13 protein-coding genes are annotated in these 17,413 nt (G+C 44.9%); 11 read left to right on the top strand and 2 right to left on the bottom strand.

Annotated features, from left to right (window positions below; all coding sequences use genetic code 11):
* Positions 1-71: 71 nt before the first annotated feature.
* Positions 72-962 (bottom strand): LysR family transcriptional regulator, encoded by an 891-nt coding sequence (locus GIW82_RS05940; protein ID WP_154748948.1) that lies wholly within the window; start codon positions 960-962, stop codon positions 72-74.
* Positions 963-1,100: 138 nt separating this feature from the next.
* On the opposite strand from GIW82_RS05940, the gene GIW82_RS05935 reads away from it, so the two are divergent.
* The 8 genes from GIW82_RS05935 (at position 1,101) to GIW82_RS05900 (ending at position 9,673) form a co-directional block, all read left to right on the top strand.
* Positions 1,101-2,522 carry an MmgE/PrpD family protein gene (locus GIW82_RS05935; protein ID WP_195913960.1) on the top strand — a complete coding sequence of 474 codons (1,422 nt, stop codon included), beginning with the start codon at positions 1,101-1,103 and terminating at the stop codon, positions 2,520-2,522.
* Positions 2,491-3,603 carry a TRAP transporter substrate-binding protein gene (locus GIW82_RS05930; RefSeq protein ID WP_230309179.1) on the top strand — a complete coding sequence of 371 codons (1,113 nt, stop codon included), beginning with the start codon at positions 2,491-2,493 and terminating at the stop codon, positions 3,601-3,603. The genes GIW82_RS05935 and GIW82_RS05930 overlap by 32 nt, the downstream gene beginning before the upstream one ends.
* A gap of 67 nt (positions 3,604-3,670) precedes the next feature.
* Entirely contained in the window at positions 3,671-4,192 is a 522-nt protein-coding gene (locus tag GIW82_RS05925; RefSeq protein ID WP_154748945.1) for a TRAP transporter small permease, read from the top strand.
* Positions 4,185-5,489, top strand: a complete 1,305-nt coding sequence (locus GIW82_RS05920) for a TRAP transporter large permease (protein WP_154748944.1) — start codon at positions 4,185-4,187, stop codon at positions 5,487-5,489. Before GIW82_RS05925 ends, GIW82_RS05920 begins: the two co-directional genes overlap by 8 nt.
* Positions 5,490-5,528: 39 nt before the next feature.
* Complete coding sequence (locus GIW82_RS05915; protein WP_154748943.1) at positions 5,529-6,323, top strand: enoyl-CoA hydratase/isomerase family protein; 795 nt, start codon at positions 5,529-5,531, stop codon at positions 6,321-6,323.
* 40 nt (positions 6,324-6,363) lie between these two features.
* Positions 6,364-7,518, top strand: coding sequence for a CaiB/BaiF CoA transferase family protein (locus tag GIW82_RS05910; protein WP_154748942.1), 1,155 nt, complete (start codon positions 6,364-6,366; stop codon positions 7,516-7,518).
* Positions 7,519-7,548: 30 nt separating this feature from the next.
* Positions 7,549-8,481, top strand: coding sequence for a hydroxymethylglutaryl-CoA lyase (locus GIW82_RS05905; RefSeq protein WP_154748941.1), 933 nt, complete (start codon positions 7,549-7,551; stop codon positions 8,479-8,481).
* Positions 8,482-8,515: 34 nt separating this feature from the next.
* The gene (locus GIW82_RS05900) at positions 8,516-9,673 is read left to right on the top strand and encodes an acyl-CoA dehydrogenase family protein (RefSeq protein WP_154749622.1); all 1,158 of its coding nucleotides are present in this window, start codon (positions 8,516-8,518) and stop codon (positions 9,671-9,673) included.
* Between the two features lie 128 nt (positions 9,674-9,801).
* Here GIW82_RS05900 and GIW82_RS05895 read toward each other — a convergent pair whose 3' ends face one another.
* Complete coding sequence (locus GIW82_RS05895; RefSeq protein ID WP_370456106.1) at positions 9,802-10,620, bottom strand: alpha/beta fold hydrolase; 819 nt, start codon at positions 10,618-10,620, stop codon at positions 9,802-9,804.
* Positions 10,621-10,899: 279 nt separating this feature from the next.
* On the opposite strand from GIW82_RS05895, the gene GIW82_RS05890 reads away from it, so the two are divergent.
* The 3 genes from GIW82_RS05890 (at position 10,900) to GIW82_RS05880 (ending at position 17,239) form a co-directional block, all read left to right on the top strand.
* Positions 10,900-12,903, top strand: coding sequence for a 5'-nucleotidase C-terminal domain-containing protein (locus tag GIW82_RS05890; protein ID WP_195913959.1), 2,004 nt, complete (start codon positions 10,900-10,902; stop codon positions 12,901-12,903).
* Between the two features lie 174 nt (positions 12,904-13,077).
* Positions 13,078-16,920 (top strand): tetratricopeptide repeat protein, encoded by a 3,843-nt coding sequence (locus GIW82_RS05885; protein WP_195913958.1) that lies wholly within the window; start codon positions 13,078-13,080, stop codon positions 16,918-16,920.
* Positions 16,889-17,239 (top strand): hypothetical protein, encoded by a 351-nt coding sequence (locus GIW82_RS05880; RefSeq protein WP_195913957.1) that lies wholly within the window; start codon positions 16,889-16,891, stop codon positions 17,237-17,239. Before GIW82_RS05885 ends, GIW82_RS05880 begins: the two co-directional genes overlap by 32 nt.
* Positions 17,240-17,413: the final 174 nt, after the last annotated feature.

Raw genomic sequence — 17,413 nt, 5'->3', positions numbered from 1 at the left:
GATGGATTCTCTGGTCTTTTTTTCTTAGTAAAAGTGGTGCCGCACACTCGAGTGTGCGGCACCACTTTTAACTATTCAATTTTTAAAATATCGATAAAAGCACGTGCGGCTTTAGATAAATAGCCTATGTTTTTAAAAGCGGTAACAATGGCCCGTTTTGGGGTTTGTCCATTGATGACTAATGGAAGGTAAACCGGTTTTTCATGCAACTCAATTTCATTTACAAACATTTTTGGGACAAAAGTGATGCCAATCCCTGCCAGGACGAGTGATTGGCATGTATTGATATTAATGCTTTCGAACACGATATTAGGTTGGAATCCTGCTTTTTCACATAAATCATCGGTGTGGTAACGAAAATTATTTATTGGTTTAATCCCGATAAATGGCTCGTTATTGCAAAGAGCTAAATCAACTTCTGAATACATTGTCAGCCAATGATCGGGAGGAACTGCCAGTAAAATTTCTTCGATCCGAACAACTTCTGTTTCCAATTGGGAGTTTTTCAGAGGTGTAGACAAGATAGCAATTTCGACTTCTCCAGAAGCAACCATGTCTTGAAGTTCAGGGGAAGCACCTTCTACTAGTTTAAGTTCAATTCCTGGAAAAAAGCTGCGGAACTCTGAGATTGCCTTAGGCAGAAGGTGAGCACCTGTGGAAGTAATACTCCCAATGGAAAGCTTTCCTTTTTTCATGTCGTCAATATCTGCCAGCTCATTATTCAATTGCTGGAATTGATGCGAAATACTTTTTGCATAGTCGACGACTATACTTCCAGCATAGGTGGGAACCACCTCGTTATATTCACGTACGAACAATTGCACGCCAAGGTCTCGTTCCAATTTTGAGATTTGATAGCTTAACGAAGGTTGTGACAAGTGTAGCTTTTTGGCGGCTTTTGTAAAATTTTTCTCAGCGACTAAAGTAAGAATATATTCGAGAATTTTTGGTTCGATATTCACTCTCTCCCTTCGCTATAGAATTTTTCTATCGTTAACATTGAAATTATATATTAGACCAATAGAAATTTCAATGTTATAAATAAATAAATTATTCAAAATATTTTTTAAATAGAAAGGGGTAAAAATTTGTCTGATTTCATGAATAAAATTTCAGATTATATCACGAATTTTGAATATGAATCGATTTCAGAAAAAATGTTTCAACTTTCCAAAATGGCAATTATTGATACAGTCGGTTCTGCAATTGCAGGTTTTAATGAACCAGCGGTACTCAAAGTAGAAACAGTTTTTTCGAAAAGTATAAAGGATGGAGAAGGGGCATCCGTTTGGAGAGGCGGCAATAAAGTACGATTGGAGCATGCTGCACTGATTAATGGTGTTGCGACACACGCTTTGGATTACGATGATGTGGCTCCTTCAATTTTAGCCCATCCAAGCGCACCACTCACAGCAGTGATTTTACCTTTTGCAGAAGAGTATGGAAAATCAGGTAAAGAAGTGATTGCAGCTTTTGTAATTGGAACAGAAGTCATGACAAAGATCGGAAAATTGATGGGTTTTCGTCATTACGACCAAGGATGGCATGCAACAAGTACTTTAGGAGCTATCGGAGGAGCGGCAGCATGCGCTTATCTGGCAGAGCTTTCAGAAGAGAAGACAAAAAATGCTATAGCAATCTCTGCTTCGATGTCCAGTGGATTGCAGAAGAATTTTGGTACGATGACCAAGCCATTGCATGTCGGACTGGCAGCACAAAACTCCGTTCAAGCAGTACTGTTAGCAATTGAAGGATTTGAAGCAAACCATAAGATTTTTGAAGAAAGAGGGTTTTTCCAAGCTTTCACTGGAGAAATGCATGATGAGACTTTGAATCAGAAGATAAAAGAAGTGAAGTTCGGCGGTTTACATGATTTTGAGGAAAATGGGCTGAGTGTGAAGAAGTTTGCGTGCTGTTACTTCATGCACCGCTTTACGGCGGGAGTACTGGAATTGAGAAATGAGAACTCTTTGACCATCGATGATGTAGAAGAGATTCAAATCACTGTTCCGCCTGGCGGATATACTGCTTTGATCCATTCAAATCCTCAGACAGGGCTGCAAGGGAAATTCAGCGCTGAGTATGCTTGTCTAGCGGCGTTGGAAGATGGAGTGATTCAATTGCAGACGTTCACTGATGAGGAAGTGCAGCGAACGGTGATCCAGCAAAATCTCCATCGAGTCATTAGGAAGGAAGGCAAAGGTAAAATGGTCGATGCCAGGGAATTAGAAAATTTACCCGTGCATGTACGAATCACTACTCGCCAAGGGAAATCAGTAGAAAAAGAAATTTTTCATGCTCCAGGGTCCAAAGAAAAACCAATGACTATAGAAGAGTACAAGGACAAGTGGCATGATTGCTTAAATTATTCAGCTAGCGAACCACTTTCAACAGAGCAAAAACGGTTTTCAGAATACCTCTTCGAGCAAGCAGTAAATCTAGAAGAGTTTGCAGATATAGGTGCATGGATTATCGGACTTAGCCAGTTGTTTGAACAAATTGAAGAAAAAATATCATTGTAGCTTGTATTGGAATGTAAGCGATTACAAAAGAGGGGGAATAGAAATGAGCAAGCGGGGATTTTTATTAGCAGGTCTTATGGCAAGTTCGCTTTTAGTAGCAGCTTGTGGGTCAACGGAAGATGGTGCAGAGGCTAATGCATCTGGTTCTGTGCAAGATATTCGGATAGCTTATAATTTGCCTGCAGAACATGCCACGGGTGTTTATTTTGAAACATTGGCAACGGAAATTGAAGAACGAACAAAAGACACATCTATTCAATTAAATCCAAGTACATTCCCTAACGGACAATTATACAACGATAGCCAATTACCGGATGCTATATCCACAGGAGGTACTCAAATCGGACAAATCACTACAGGATTCTTAGCAGGTGGAGCTGCAACACCATTGCAGATTACGGATCTTCCATTCTTATTTGATTCATGGGAAGCAATGTGGGCTGCTGAAGACGGGGAATATGGTGATATCTTTAACGAGCAATTCAATAAGATGGGAATGGAACTAGTCGGCTGGCCAGGTTATGGTTCGGTTGAATTATATGGCACAACAGAGGTCAAGGTGCCGGGAGATGTAGAAGGCCTGATTATGCGCGGCTTTGGACAAGGGGCTTCCCTTATGCTTGAAGAGCTTGGTGCTTCCCCGGTTTCCATGAGTTCTCAAGAAATTTACCAGGCAGTCGAGCATGGAACGATCGATGGTTTTGCTACTGGACCTTCTTCTGTAATGGAAAGAGGTTTGCATGAAGTGGCTAATCACGGAACTGATATGATGCTTGCGCTTATTTCTTTCCAAGGCGCAGCGAATTCACAGTGGTGGGACGGACTGCCCGATGACGTGAAACAAGCGGTTGTCGAAGCATCGGAAGTAGCCCAAGAAGCTTCTCGGAAGACAGCTAGAGAGGGAGATGAAAGATACAAAGCTGAGCTGATCGAAAATGGCGTAAAACTTCATGTTCCTACTGATGGAGAAAGTGAGCAGTGGCGCCAAGCAGCAGAGAATCGTCACCAAGCTTATCTCGAAGAATCAGGAGAAGTTGGACAAAAACTTTATAATCTTGTGCAAGAATATAATGCTGAATAAGAGGGGCGGACGGGGGTTCCCCGCCTCTGCTTTTTCTCTAACTAGTCTATGAAAGGTGGGGAAATCGATGAAAACGACCGTTGTATTTGTCGAAAGGTTTGAGAAAATCTTCATTTACTTGTCAGGAATCTTTCTGGGACTTCTATCTGCCATCGTCTTCTATGAAGTAATCGCCAGATACGTTTTTGGTTCACCGACTATTTGGGTCAGCGAAATTTCTACGTACCTGCTACAATTTATCGTTTTTTTCTCAATGGGTTATTTATTGATTAAAGATGAGCACCTTAAGGTTACATTCGTTTTAGATAAATTAAAGGGTCGAGCTAAAAAAGCAGTGAGGATATTAAATAATATATTGATTTTGCCATATGCAGTGATTTTGATGATTTATGGCTTTGCAATCACTTCGAGCACTTGGGAAAGAGAAGCTACCTCGCCAACTTTGTTAGCGGTTCCCTTATGGATTCCGAATTCTTTCATTTTTTTAGGTGGAGCACTATTAATTATCGGTGCACTTTGTGGGATTTTAAAAATCATTATCGAGGAGCCAGTGGAACTAGAGGAAGTGGGGGGCGAACTTTATGATTAGTACAAGCGCGATATTGATATTATTACTAGTATTGTTTACCGCTTTATTCCTCGGCGTGCCAATCGGTTTTGCTCTTGGTCTATCTGGTGTTGTTACGATTCTATTCACAGCTGATCCGCAATATTTAACACAAGTGCCAATTTCTCTACGGAATACACTCTCTGAGTTTATTTTTGTAGCCATACCTTTGTATATCATTATGGGGAATATTATGTATCACGGGAAAAGTGGCGAAAGAATCTTCTCAGTAGCCTTTCAATTGCTTCAAAAAGTGAAAGGTGGAACTGGAGTAGCAAGTGTTGCCGCTTATACAGTGTTCGCTGCGATTGTAGGATCCAGTATGACTTCGGTTTTGACAATCGGACGCATTGCGATCCCGGAAATGTTGAAGCAATCATACTCGAAAAAACTGACTTACGGACTTTCTGCACTCGGTGGCTCACTCGGAATTCTTATTCCTCCGAGTATTCCATTGATTTTATACGCTTCATTAAGTGGTACTTCTCCTGGAGACTTGTTTTTAGCAGGAATCGTACCAGGAATGATGATTGCAATTTTATTAGCGATCTATGTTTCGTTTAAAGCTCCTGCATTAAAAGATGTGAAACTTACTGAAATAGTTGTTGGTGAACCGGAAATCTCTAAAGAAAAAGCATCTGCAATTTTTAAGCGAGGCATTCCGGATTTGCTTTTGCCAGTCATAGTTCTTGGTGGGATTTATCTCGGAATCTTTACACCGACAGAAGCAGCAGCAGTCGGCGTCATCTATGCCCTGATTGTGTCGGTCCTTATCCACCGGACATTGGCTGTAAAAGGCCTGCCACTTGTATTTGTGGAAGCAGTAAAAACAAGCGCTATGTTGTTAACTGTTGTTATCGGTGCGGTCGTGTTCGGTTCGGCGCTAACGTTACTGGGGCTGCCTCAATACTTGTCAGCATTTATCACTGAATTGGCTGTCTCACCATGGGTAGTCATCTTGATCATGTCACTAGTTTGGCTGTTGATGGGCTTCTTCCTGGAAGTTGTTTCCATCTTGTTGATCACAACGCCGATTTTCTTTCCAATTGCCATGAGTCTTGGATTCGATCCGGTCTGGTTTGGTATCATCATGGTCTTGAATATGGAGTTGGCAGTTATTACACCGCCAGTCGGAATGAATTTATTTGCCATCAAGTCGCTAGTTCCGAAAGAATCGATGGGGACCATTATAAAAAGTGTCTTACCCTTTGGACTCATCATCGTTTCAGTTCTAGTTCTAAGCTGGGTCTTCCCGGAACTGATTTTGTTTGTACTTTAAATAATAGAATAATCCAATAAAGTTAATGGAGGAATTGATATGGATCAATGGGAAACATTAAAACTCGATGAATCATATGCACATGAAAATGTTTACATTCTTAAATTGAATCGGCCAGAAGCAATGAATGCATTGAATACGAAAATGGGTGAGGAGCTCATCGAGTGTCTTGGCAAGCTCAAAAAAATGCCAGACCTCCGGGTGCTGATTTTGACTGGGACTGGCAGTAAGAGTTTCTGTGTAGGAGGAGACTTGAAAGAACGGAAAGGGATGACAAAAGAGAAATGGAAACTTCAGCATGATATTTTCGAAGATGCATATAAAGAGATTAGGGAATTTCCGTTCCCGGTTATTGCTCTTGTGAACGGCTACGCGCTTGGTGGTGGTATGGAGATGGTATTAAGCTGCGATATGAATTATCTTGCAAATCACGTGAAGCTTGGGTTACCTGAAGTGAAAATTGGAATTATTCCAGGAGCGGGTGGAACGCAATTATTGCCAAGAAAAATCCCTCAGGCCATTGCGAAGGAATATCTGTTCTCTGGAAAACAAATTGAAGCAGAAAAAGCGGTTTCTTTAGGTCTTTCTAACGGTATATATCCGGTCGAGCAACTTCTGGAAGAAGGAATTAATAGAGCGAAGGAAATTGCTAAAAACGCACCGCTCTCGTTGCAAGCCATCAAACAATCTGTGGATAGAGGTTTACAGACAGATTTGTATTCTGCATTAGCTATTGAATTAGACCAATACTATAAATGTGCGAATTCAGCTGATCGTCAGGAAGGAGTCGATGCATTCAATGAAAAAAGACAACCGGCTTGGTCAGGTATTTAGGAGCAGATTCTATATTCAATAATGGGAAGGAGGAATCCGCATGTTACCACTAGAAGGAATTACAGTCGTTTCGCTGGAACAAGCAGTAGCTGCTCCTTTTGCTACAAGACAATTGGCAGACCTCGGTGCAAGAGTTATCAAAGTGGAACGCCCTGAAGGTGACTTTGCCCGAAAATATGATTCGAAAGTAAAAGGAATGTCGAGTATTTTTGTTTGGCTTAACCGCTCGAAAGAATCGATTGTTCTGGACTTGAAGCAAGAAGAGGGAAAGAAAGCATTAAGCAAGCTGCTAGAAAAAGCGGATGTTTTTGTCCATAATCTTGCACCTGGAGCGGTAGATCGTTTGGGCTTCGGGCAGGAAATATTAGAAAAGAATCATCCGCAATTGATTTCCTGTTCGATTTCAGGCTATGGAAACGATGGGCCATACAAAGATAAAAAAGCATACGATATGCTGATTCAAGGAGAGGCAGGTTTAATGTCCATCACAGGGACGAAAGACACACCATCACGTGCCGGTATTTCCATTGCTGATATTGCAGCAGGAATGTATGCCTATACCGGCGTTTTGACTGCCTTGATCCAACGCTCCAAGACGAGCAAAGGAGTAACTCTTGAAATCTCCATGCTCGAAGCTTTAAGTGAATGGATGAGTTATCCGCTATTGTATACAGCTTACGGAGAGACAGAGCTTCAGCGCACAGGTTCCTCCCATGCTGGCATTTATCCATATGGCATTTTTGAATTATCAGAAGGTCCGGCAGTTTTTCTCGCTATCCAGAATGATCGTGAATGGAATCGCTTTTGTGAAAATGTCTTAAAAGATGAAGGAGTAAAAGCAGATTCTCGCTTTGCAACAAATTCTGATCGTGTAGCCAATAGCACAGAACTTCGCAAGTTAATCGAAAGAGAGTTTGATGAAATCGGATTTGAAGAAGTGATGACGAGGCTGAACGATTCGGGAATCGCGAATGGCGAGATGAAGAACATTGAAGCAGTTCTTGAACACCCCCAATTGCATCACCGTAATAGATGGAGAGAGACTGAATCTCCTGTTGGCTTGATCCAAACGTTGATTCCTCCCGTAACTTCAGCAGAAATTTCTTTTAAAATGACATCTGTACCTGAATTGGGAGAGCATACTGAAGCAATTTTGAGAGAGCTTGGAATGAATGTCGAACAAGTCAAGGTATAGAATACGGCTGTAAGAGGAGGAGTTAATTAGATGCAATTGACTAATCACAGAATTAAACTGAATGAAGTGGGTTTAAGAGACGGACTTCAGTTAGAAGAGGTTATTGTTACCGTACAAGATAAGAAGCTCTTATATGAAATGATTAAAAGGGCTGGGGTTGAGTCATTTGAATTTGGAGCATTTGTTCATCCGAAACGAGTACCCCAAATGGCCAATTCAGATGCTTTCTACGAAGAGGTGATTTCCGATGCTGAACAGATTGCGCTCATTGGACTCATCCCGAATATGAGAGGAGCAGAAAGGGCTGCTGCTGCAGGAGTGAAAGAAGTCAATTATGTGCTTTCAGTGAGTGATACGCATAATCTCCAAAACGTTCAGCAACCGACTAATAAATCGATGGAAGATTTGATCGGAATTCATCATTACTGTAAAGGGAAAGGAATTGCGCTGCATGTTTCTTTCGCCACAACATTCGGCTGTCCTTTTGAAGGTGAAATTGCAGCAGAAAGAGTGTTGGAGCTAATTGGACAGCTCAGTGAATTGGATATTGCATCAATCACGTTAGCTGATACTACTGGGATGGCAAATCCCAAGCAGGTTGAGGATTTGGTTCGAAAAGTGGTAAAGCAATTTCCTGAACAAAGATTCCGGCTTCATTTTCATAATACAAGAGGGATGGGATTGACGAATATCTTAGCAGGAATCGAAGCAGGCATCTATGAATTCGATACAGCACTTGGCGGGATTGGTGGCTGTCCGTTTGCACCAGGTGCAACGGGAAATGTATGCACAGAAGATGTGGTGCATATGGTGGAGTCGATGGGCATGAAAACTGGCACAGATCTCACGGGCTTACTTGAGGCGTCAGGGGAGCTAGCTAAAATAATCGGACACGAGACTGCAAGCTACCTTACTAAAGCTGGACCGTCATCCAGACGGTATCCAGTGCCAATTGCAAAATAATAAAAAAATTCGGAGGGCGATTGAAATGGTTCAAATGAAAAGTACACGAGAAGAAGTAGACTTGATCAGAAAAAGTATTCGCGCATTTTGTCAGCGGTTCCCGGAAGACTATTGGAGAAAGGTCGATAAAGAAGAAGCATATCCAGAAGAGTTTATTCAAGCTCTAACAGATGAAGGATGGCTATCAATCATGATTCCTGAAGAGTATGGTGGAGCAGGCCTAGGTCTTGCTGAAGCCAGTGCAATTTTGGAAGAAATCAATCGCTCTGGAGGAAATGCAGGAGCAGGCCATGCTCAAATGTATACGATGGGCGCATTGCTGAATCATGGAAGTGAAGAACAAAAACAACGCTTCCTGCCAAGAATTGCAAGTGGAGAACTACGCTTACAAGCTTTCGGCGTGACAGAACCGACTGCAGGAAGTGATACGACAAATATTGAAACAATGGCTGTTCGAGAAGGAGATAAATACATCGTCAATGGACAGAAGATCTGGACTTCAAGAGCTGAACATTCTGATTTGATGCTATTGCTCGCTAGGACAACCCCGAAAGAACAAGTAAAGAAAAAAACGGAAGGACTCAGCCTGTTTTTGCTGGATATGCAAGAACAAAAGGATAACTTAAATATCGTTCCTATTGAAACGATGGTTAACCATGCAACGACTGAAGTCTTCTTCAATAACGTAGAGATTCCAGTGGAAAACAGAATTGGGGAAGAAGGAAAAGGGTTCAAGTACGTGCTAAGTGGGATGAATGCAGAAAGGGTGCTTGTTGCATCCGAAAGTATCGGGGATGGCTATTATTTCATAGATAAATCTGTGCAATATGCAAATGAGCGTATCGTATTCAACCGTCCAATCGGTCAAAATCAAGGAGTTCAATTCCCGATTTCGAGCGCTTATATGGATATCGAAGCTGCAAAATTAATGCGGGATCAAGCGGCTGAACTGTTTGATAATAACGAAAAGGCAGGTGCAGAAGCCAATATTGCTAAATACCTTGCTTCAACTGCCGCTTGGAAGGCCGCTAATGCGGCAATGGATACTTATGGCGGCTATGGTTATGCGAAAGAGTATCATATCGAGCGAAAATTCAAAGAAGCCCGCTTGTTCATGGTTGCACCAATTTCGAATAACCTTGTCCTTAGCTTTGTAGGACAGCATGTATTGGGCTTGCCAAGATCATTCTGAATCTGAGCAATTGGATAGTAAGCATTACATAAAAAAGCTTTGATTGAGTTTCTCAATCAAAGCTTTTTTATTGTCTTAACGCTAAAGAAAGTAAGTCGTATCTCTTTAATCGACTGTATAGAAAAGTGTCAATTCTCTTCCAAAAAACCTTCCAGCACTTCATTGAATTTCTTGCTGTGTTCCCAAAACATGAGGTGACCGCCGAATACTTCGAATTGTGAGCCCGGTGCAATGCGTTCCATGAAAGCATGTGCAGTTTTGCCCCAATGTTCAGCAGCAACAGTCAATACCGGAAGAGCCTCGTTCAGCAATTTTGCTTCCACACGGTAATCGGAAAACATGCCGGCTGCAAACAAATTGGCTGCCACATAATAAGGGGTATTCAGCGACTCGTCGACAATCCACGCAAGCTCGTCCGCTTCCAGTTTTCGCTGCACCATCACCTCGGTTGCATATTCCGTGATGAATGAGCGCTGGCCAGCAGGATTCCGGAGCGAAGAAGTGTAAGCGCCAGCGATGTCATCAAGCGGACCTTCCACCCAATCGTTCTCATCATCGGTCGAAAGTGGCTTCGGCGATAAATCGACCAGCACAGCTGATTGGATCTTGTCGAGTCCATGTTGGCGGACATATTCCCACACCGTCAGGCAGCCGAACGACCAACCGAGTAATGTGATGTTTTCGAGGGCAAGCGTTTCGATCACTTTCGCGAGATCCTTCCCGTGCGTTACGTAATCATTGCCTTGCAGCGAAACAGTGGATTTCCCTTGGCTTCTCGGATCAATCGCGATGACGCGGTGTGTTTTCGAGAAATGCTCGATCTGGTGGTTGAAAGCGGCTGCGCCGAACGTCCAGCCCGGAATCAGCACAAGCGGGTCGCCGCTTCCGATGTCACGCACGAACAATTCGACACCTGGTGCGACTTCGATGAATCGATTGTTTGTCAATTGAATCTCCTCCATCTCAGAAATAGGTACTGCCCTATTTATTACACAGTGATAGGAAGAAATCCTTCATAGCCATCTTATTCGCCAGTAGGAAGTCCAAAGAAAGTAGGTATAGCTCTATTCGACTTTAGAATGTTGATAAAAGCACGTGCTGTGTATTAAGCTCTCCGATATTTCCGGTATGTTAAGTTTCAGTAATGTTTCCTCTGCACGCATTGACCTGCTACGTGATTATTGCAATAGTTGAAGAGGAACAAAATGAATGGAGGAATACATACGATGAAAAAATGGATCGGCTTGATAGTGGTTTGTCTCGTATTCTTATCTGCTGGACTGCAAGCAGCCGCAGCAGGATTCAGCGATGTACCTGATAGTCATCGCTTTGCAGAAGATATCGCATTTGTAAGCGGGGAAGGAATCGTCAATGGTTATAAGGATGGATCATTCCGCCCGGATGCACCGGTAACACGCGGAGAAACGGCGATTATGCTCGTTAATGCGCTTGGACTCGAAGTGGCTGAGGCGGACTCAGTATTTGAGGACGTTGCGAATGATAGTGCAGCTGCGCCTTACATTGCAGCAGCCACACAAATTGGAATTCTTTCTGGACATAAAGATGGCAAGTTCCGTCCTGCTGAACACGTGACACGTGACCAGATGGCAATCATGCTAGCAAAAGCTTTCCCAGAAGAAGCGGCATCTACCGCGACAGCGAGCGACATTCATGAAGGGATGAGCGCCTATCCATTCATCCAGAATTTGATTGCACGTGGAATCGTCCAAAATCACCTAGACGGTACATTCCGGCCAAATGACGCGGTTACGCGTGGACAGCTTGCGGGGTTTGTGACGCGCATCATGACCACGGAGCCTAATACAAGCGAAGCGGATGCATCGATTCTTTACTTCAATGATGCTCACAATGTCAGCCCGGTCAAGCCTCGTGGGGGTGTGGCAAGATTGGCGACAGTCGTTGACGAGGTGAGAACGAATCAAGAAAATACGATTGTGACATTCGGTGGGGACTTGGGAGGCGGTTCGATTTTCGAAGCGGTGTTCAAAGGATTCCCTCAAGTCGAAGCCTTCAACAAAATCGGCATTGACTATGCGAATTTCGGTCAGCATGATTTCGACCATGGACCTGACAATACACGCGCACTTGTCGAAGCATCAGAGTTCCAGTGGCTTACTTCGAATCTAAAAGGACCAGATGGTTCAGCATTCGCGAATCTACCGACATATTCGGTGGAAGAAAAAGATGGACTAAAAATCGTTTTCCTTGGATTGACGGATCAAATGGTGACGACATCTGCGACGGATGAAGTGACGCAGAATGACATTACGGAGTCGGCGAAAGCGATCGTTGCAGAAGCTCTTGCAGCTGAAGGAAAAGTAGATCTGTTCGTTGCACTGACACAGCAGTCACTTGATAAAGACAAAAAGCTTCTGATGGATGTTCCGGAAATTGGCTACATCTTCTCGGAAGAAGAATATGAAGACAACTCGACGATTTACAACAACGAAGGTCGCTTCATCGCGAAGCCTGAAGGGAATATTGGTTCTGTTATCCGCCTTGATGTGAAGAAAATCGCTGGAGAAGTAGAATTGAATACTTCCGTGATCAAGTTAGGTGAAGATGTCGAGAGCAACCCAGAGCTTCAGAAGCTAGCAGAAAGTTATGAAGTAGAGCTTGAAGAACGGCTCGGGGAGAAGATTGCTGATTTGCCGAATGACTTGAGCCGCGACAATCGCTTGTCGCATGAACAAGCAATCGGGAACTTGATCACCGACAGCTACCGGGCTCACTACGAAGCGGACATTGCGTTCATGAACGGCGGAGGCATTCGTGAAGAAGCGAAAGCGGGAGACTTCACGATGAAGAGTGCTTACGCAATCTTGCCATTCGGCAACAAGCCGATTCTTGCCAACGTAAAGGGTGAGAATATCCGTGCAGCGCTCGAGAACGGTGTTTCGCAGCCAAACTACAACGCGTTCTTGCACGTGTCGGGAATGGCATACTCTTACTCGCTGGGCAAACCAGTGGGCGATCGAGTCAGTGACATCAAAATTGCAGGAGAGCCGCTTGATGACGCACAGATTTATACAGTCGTCATGCCGAACTTCCTCTTCAATGGAGGAGACGGCTTCACGATGTTCGCCAATGATGAGTTGCTTGTCTCTGAAGACAATGCCATCACAGACGTGGAATTATTGATTAACTATGTTAGAGAACTTGGTGTCATCGACATCGAAGAAGAAGGTCGAATCACAGTAACGGAATAAATTCAGCTTCAAAAACGATGAGCCAGCGGGGAAGAATTTCCTCGCTGTTTTTTTATGGAAATATTTCAGCGGCTCATAAATAGAAAAAAAGCGATTTCATTTGCAAAAATTCTTATTGCTCCTAAAATTCTTCCGCTATATAATGAATCAACCGCAAATGCGGAAAGGGGAGAAATGACGCACATGATGGCACCAACAGCAATTCAAACAACACAACAGTTGATTGATCTTATAGAAGAATTATGGCAAGGACGTTCGGTGAAGAACCTGCAAAAATGGCTGCAAACCATTCAAACGGAAACGGAATTTTACCGCCTGATCCGTCTAGCGGATGAAGCGGAATTGTATAGTTACAGCAATCTACTTTCTACACAGGCGTATAAACGGTTCGGCACATTGCGGACATTTTCCTGGCACTGTACGCGTTTGCTTGAAACGGGACGCAGCCTCGAAGCAGAGGAGCGGATGTCAAGCCGACTGAAACAAGTAGGCGGTACACACAGTCCGGATGATTTAGCTGCTGCACATGCACTTTTGTTGAAAGTGTTTTGCCAGCTCAACCGAATCGACGAAGCGAAGAAGCAGTTGAACCGGATTGAAGAAGCGAAAGGGCACGTACAACCGGATTTGGAGGCCTACTACCTCCTGTCTGCAGGGGAGCGGGAGCAAGCTGAACGCCTGCTGGAAGGAACGATTGCGGAAGGGACGTCAGATCGTCTTGATTACGCACAGCTTATCTATGCAGACATTTTAGAGCTCGATGGCCGCCACGAGCAGTCACTCGAAGCTCTGCTAGCGGGTGATGCACGCTCTGGCTATCGCGCTTTCCAGTCGGAACAAGTGAAGCGACTGTTCTATCTTGGCCGGTATGAAGACGCGATTGCCAAGGCGCAAGAAGTCGTCGAGACGAACCCGTTCCATGCGAACAAGGACATGTTCATTTACGTCATCGCCGATTGCTACTACCGGCTGGAACGATGGGGAGAGCTGCAGGCTTGGCTAGCGGCTAACAAAAAAGAGCTTGGGGAAACCATTTTCGGTAAAGTAGAACTTCAGCCGACTGCAAAATGCAAACGGCTTGAGATGAAACCAGATGTGCAGAAGCTCAATTACTGCGTCCCGGCGTCACTCTCTTTAATAGTGCAGGCATTCGGGAAGAGAATCGGACAAGACGAAATCGCAACTCACGTATTCGACGTCACCGGCTCGAAATTGAAGACGACAATGGAATACATGGAGTCGCTCGGTTTAACAGCGCGTTATTTCAAAGGAACGGTGGACACGTATAAACAGCTGCTTGATGCGGATGTTCCGATCCTGTTATCGATGCTGATTGAGAACAATGCACACGTTCAAGTCGTTGTCGGCTATGACGACCGTCTTCAAGTGCTGCTCATCCATGATCCGAACGACCTCGGTCCGTTCATGCTGCCGTATGCAGAAGTAGAGAACGCATATAAGATGAGTGACAATCTCAGCATGGTGTTCATTGATGAACAACGGCATGAATTATTGGAGTTGCTCGATTCCACGCAGCACAAATTTTTTCACCAATTTTTCGAATTCCTGGAACGCACCGAGGAGCAGCAGGAAGAGAATGAAGCATTCCTTGCATTTTTACAAGCGAACGTGCATGAGCGCTATGCAGCGATTATCGGTCTGTTTTCGATGTTCACAGACGGGGCGAAAGAGCTTCATGGCCAGTGGATCGCGCAGCTCGAAGAGGACCTCGGGAAAGATGATTCGAACCTGGCGCTGCTCGCTGCCCACACACATTACCATAAAGATGAACATGAAAAAGTGCTTGCTTGTCTGAAAGAAGCGAATCTGAAAACGCCGTATGCCTTGTTCTTGAAAGCCGTCTCGCTGCAGAACACGGGACGCATGGAAGAAGCGGTGCCACTGCTCAAGCAATCGATTGAACTCGACCATTACCAGCCCGTCGCCTACAGCTATTTGGCGAAGTGTTATCAGGAGATGGGACGTGAGACACAAGCGTTCAAATGGTCTTCTGTGGCACTTTCCCAGCTGCCAACGGATCATTTTGTCCAGATTACGCACGGTTTGATCCAATTTGAGAGCGGAGCGATCGCCAGTGCATTGGAGCGGTTCCAGAAGCTTTCGGACAGTGAGCCGGAAGATCCATACTTCCATTATGAAATCGGACGCTGTCTTGACGTACTCGGCCGGTTTGCTGAAGCGGAAGGAGTATTCCGCCGGACAATCGAGCTGAATCCGAAACAGCCTTACGCATACTTAAGACTGGCAGACCGGAAAATGGCGGAAGAGTCATGGGAGGAAGCGGAAGCAATCATCACTGAAGGACTAACCGTTTCAGATCAGAAGGATGTCCTGCATCTTTACAACGGACACATTATGACCGCTCAAGATCGATACGAAGAGGCGGAGCAGGCGTATCGCTTAGCACTCGCGACAGATCCAGCCGACTTGTACACCGTCACACAAATCGCACATTCGCTTATCAAGCAAGGAAAAATGAAGGAAGCGGAAGCGGTCATCAGCGGATATGAAGACGCTGACGATGCGTCATTCTTCATCCGGACGGCATCGATGCTGTGGGATGAAGGGGATACGGCGGCTGAGAAGGAACTAGCGCTAAAACTTCTGGAAGAAAGAATCAACAAACGTACAGAAGAAGGCTTTTATGATGCGTGCGATCGGTATGCTGATTTCGGAGAAGAAATCAATTACAGAGGACGTGTCATGAAATTGTTCCGCACTTTACGGGAGTATGAGCCGGAAGCAGAGTTGCTTGTCCTGGAAGGAATGCTTTATGAACAGGAAATGAACCAAGCCTTTGCCACGCAGCTTTATACGAAAGCACTCGAAATGAAACAGCTACCTGGAGCTTGGTATCGACTCGGGATTTTGGCAGAGGAGAAGGAGCAGTACGAGGAGGCAGCGCATTGCTTCAGCAACTGTGCTGCACTCGATCCAGGACATGCGGATGCATTCGCAAGTCTCTACGTAACGTATAAAGAACTTGGAGAGAATGAAGCAGCTTTCACTGCTGCAATGCACTTGTTGGAGCTGGAGCCACTGACAATCCAACTCGACGAAGTGTTCGGGCTGATCGATGCGGAACAACAATTACGGGAAATTGAGCGGCGTGTCGAAGCGGTATCGGAACATGTCCCAGTTGAGTGGTTATACGTGGTGCAAGCACGAATCGCGGAAGCTCGCGGAGATTTCCGTGCTGCAGAAAGTTTGTTTGTCCGGGCTGGCGAGGAAAACGGGGCATTCCCGTCTCGCTATCAGTTCGTCCACTATTGGCGCCGGCGTGGAGATTTTAAGCGCGCTCTCCGTTTGTTGGAAGAGCTAATTGTAGAACAACCTGGTGAACAGGATTTGTATCCACACTTCATGCAGCTTCTCATAGATCAGAAGAAACCGATCGAAGTGCATAAGCGCTTGAAGAAAATGATGGCTGGGGAAGAGCTCGGAATGGCAATGCTGTATTGCGCAGACGCGTGGCTGGAGCTGATCACTGAGAATGAAGAACAAGAACAACAGTCGTTCTTTCGCAAAATCCGTTCCGGGTCTTCACGTTTCTTTGCAACTGCAGGAATCATCGCTCTCTATGAACATGCGGCGCGTCGCATGCCGGAGAGCGAAATGCCGCCGATGCGCCTTGCCGATTTCTACATGAACCGGGAGCTTGCAAAGGATGCACTAAAAGAGCTGGAACCGTTCGTCGAACGAACGGGCAGCCAGGATGCCGGGAAAATGCTCTTGCAAATCCAGCTATTTCAGGCGAGTCAAACGGGTGACGAGAAATGGTATGAAGTTGCAGCAGAACTGGCAGAGAAGTTGCTAAAAGAAGAACCGGGTGATATTCAGCTTCTACTCATCAGTGGGGATGCACAGGCAGCACTCAGCCAGTTTGACGGGGCAGTGGAGCGGTATGAACAGGCGATTGCGTGTGCGCCGCTTAGTGAGGACGGCCTATGTACGTCTTCTCCAAATGGTGGAGCATCTACCGGATCAAGCGCGTAAGACGGCTGCTTCCTTACCACAGGAAATTGCAGACATGCCGCTCGTTCGGCTATCGATCGGCATGATGCATACCGGTATTGGCGAAGGCTTAGCTGCCCGTGAATCGCTGGCGGTCCTTCTGCAGGAAGAACCGGGCTATGCACCAGCCTATTACGAAATGGCGCGTGCAGAGATGGTTTTCGGCAATCACCTTGCTGCGCGGGACATGCTGTCGCAACTTGAAGCATTCGATGAAGGAGAGCAATTGCTCGCAATGGCTGCAGCAGATCCACTGTTAGAGTCGTTCCTCAATGAAACTTCACCGCATGCGATCAAGTAATTACACGCATTCATAACAACACATAGGACTTTCTTTTGCGTTGTAGGAGAGAATTCTTTTTTAAATTTTTTTTTCAAACCGGGCACTTTTTGGAGAAACGTACGTCTAATTGGTACAAGGAAATGTCGAAGACAAAGGCTCATGTCTAAAGTCCCAAAGTAATTCCTTCATGAA

This window comes from Planomicrobium sp. YIM 101495, from assembly GCF_009707665.1.
Lineage (GTDB): Bacteria > Bacillota > Bacilli > Bacillales_A > Planococcaceae > Planococcus.
Note: the sequence above shows the minus strand (reverse complement) of the source record. Positions and strands in the feature narration are given on the sequence as shown.

What these genes read in the sequence shown, in the direction of transcription:
- GIW82_RS05880 (WP_195913957.1), top strand. Translation starts at nt 16,889, where the DNA reads ATGGTGGAGCATCTACCGGATCAAGCGCGTAAGACGGCTGCTTCCTTA.
- GIW82_RS05915 (WP_154748943.1), top strand. Translation starts at nt 5,529, where the DNA reads ATGGATCAATGGGAAACATTAAAACTCGATGAATCATATGCACATGAA.
- GIW82_RS05920 (WP_154748944.1), top strand. Translation starts at nt 4,185, where the DNA reads ATGATTAGTACAAGCGCGATATTGATATTATTACTAGTATTGTTTACC.
- GIW82_RS05885 (WP_195913958.1), top strand. Translation starts at nt 13,078, where the DNA reads ATGACGCACATGATGGCACCAACAGCAATTCAAACAACACAACAGTTG.
- GIW82_RS05890 (WP_195913959.1), top strand. Translation starts at nt 10,900, where the DNA reads ATGAAAAAATGGATCGGCTTGATAGTGGTTTGTCTCGTATTCTTATCT.
- GIW82_RS05900 (WP_154749622.1), top strand. Translation starts at nt 8,516, where the DNA reads ATGAAAAGTACACGAGAAGAAGTAGACTTGATCAGAAAAAGTATTCGC.
- GIW82_RS05935 (WP_195913960.1), top strand. Translation starts at nt 1,101, where the DNA reads ATGAATAAAATTTCAGATTATATCACGAATTTTGAATATGAATCGATT.
- GIW82_RS05925 (WP_154748945.1), top strand. Translation starts at nt 3,671, where the DNA reads ATGAAAACGACCGTTGTATTTGTCGAAAGGTTTGAGAAAATCTTCATT.
- GIW82_RS05910 (WP_154748942.1), top strand. Translation starts at nt 6,364, where the DNA reads ATGTTACCACTAGAAGGAATTACAGTCGTTTCGCTGGAACAAGCAGTA.
- GIW82_RS05905 (WP_154748941.1), top strand. Translation starts at nt 7,549, where the DNA reads ATGCAATTGACTAATCACAGAATTAAACTGAATGAAGTGGGTTTAAGA.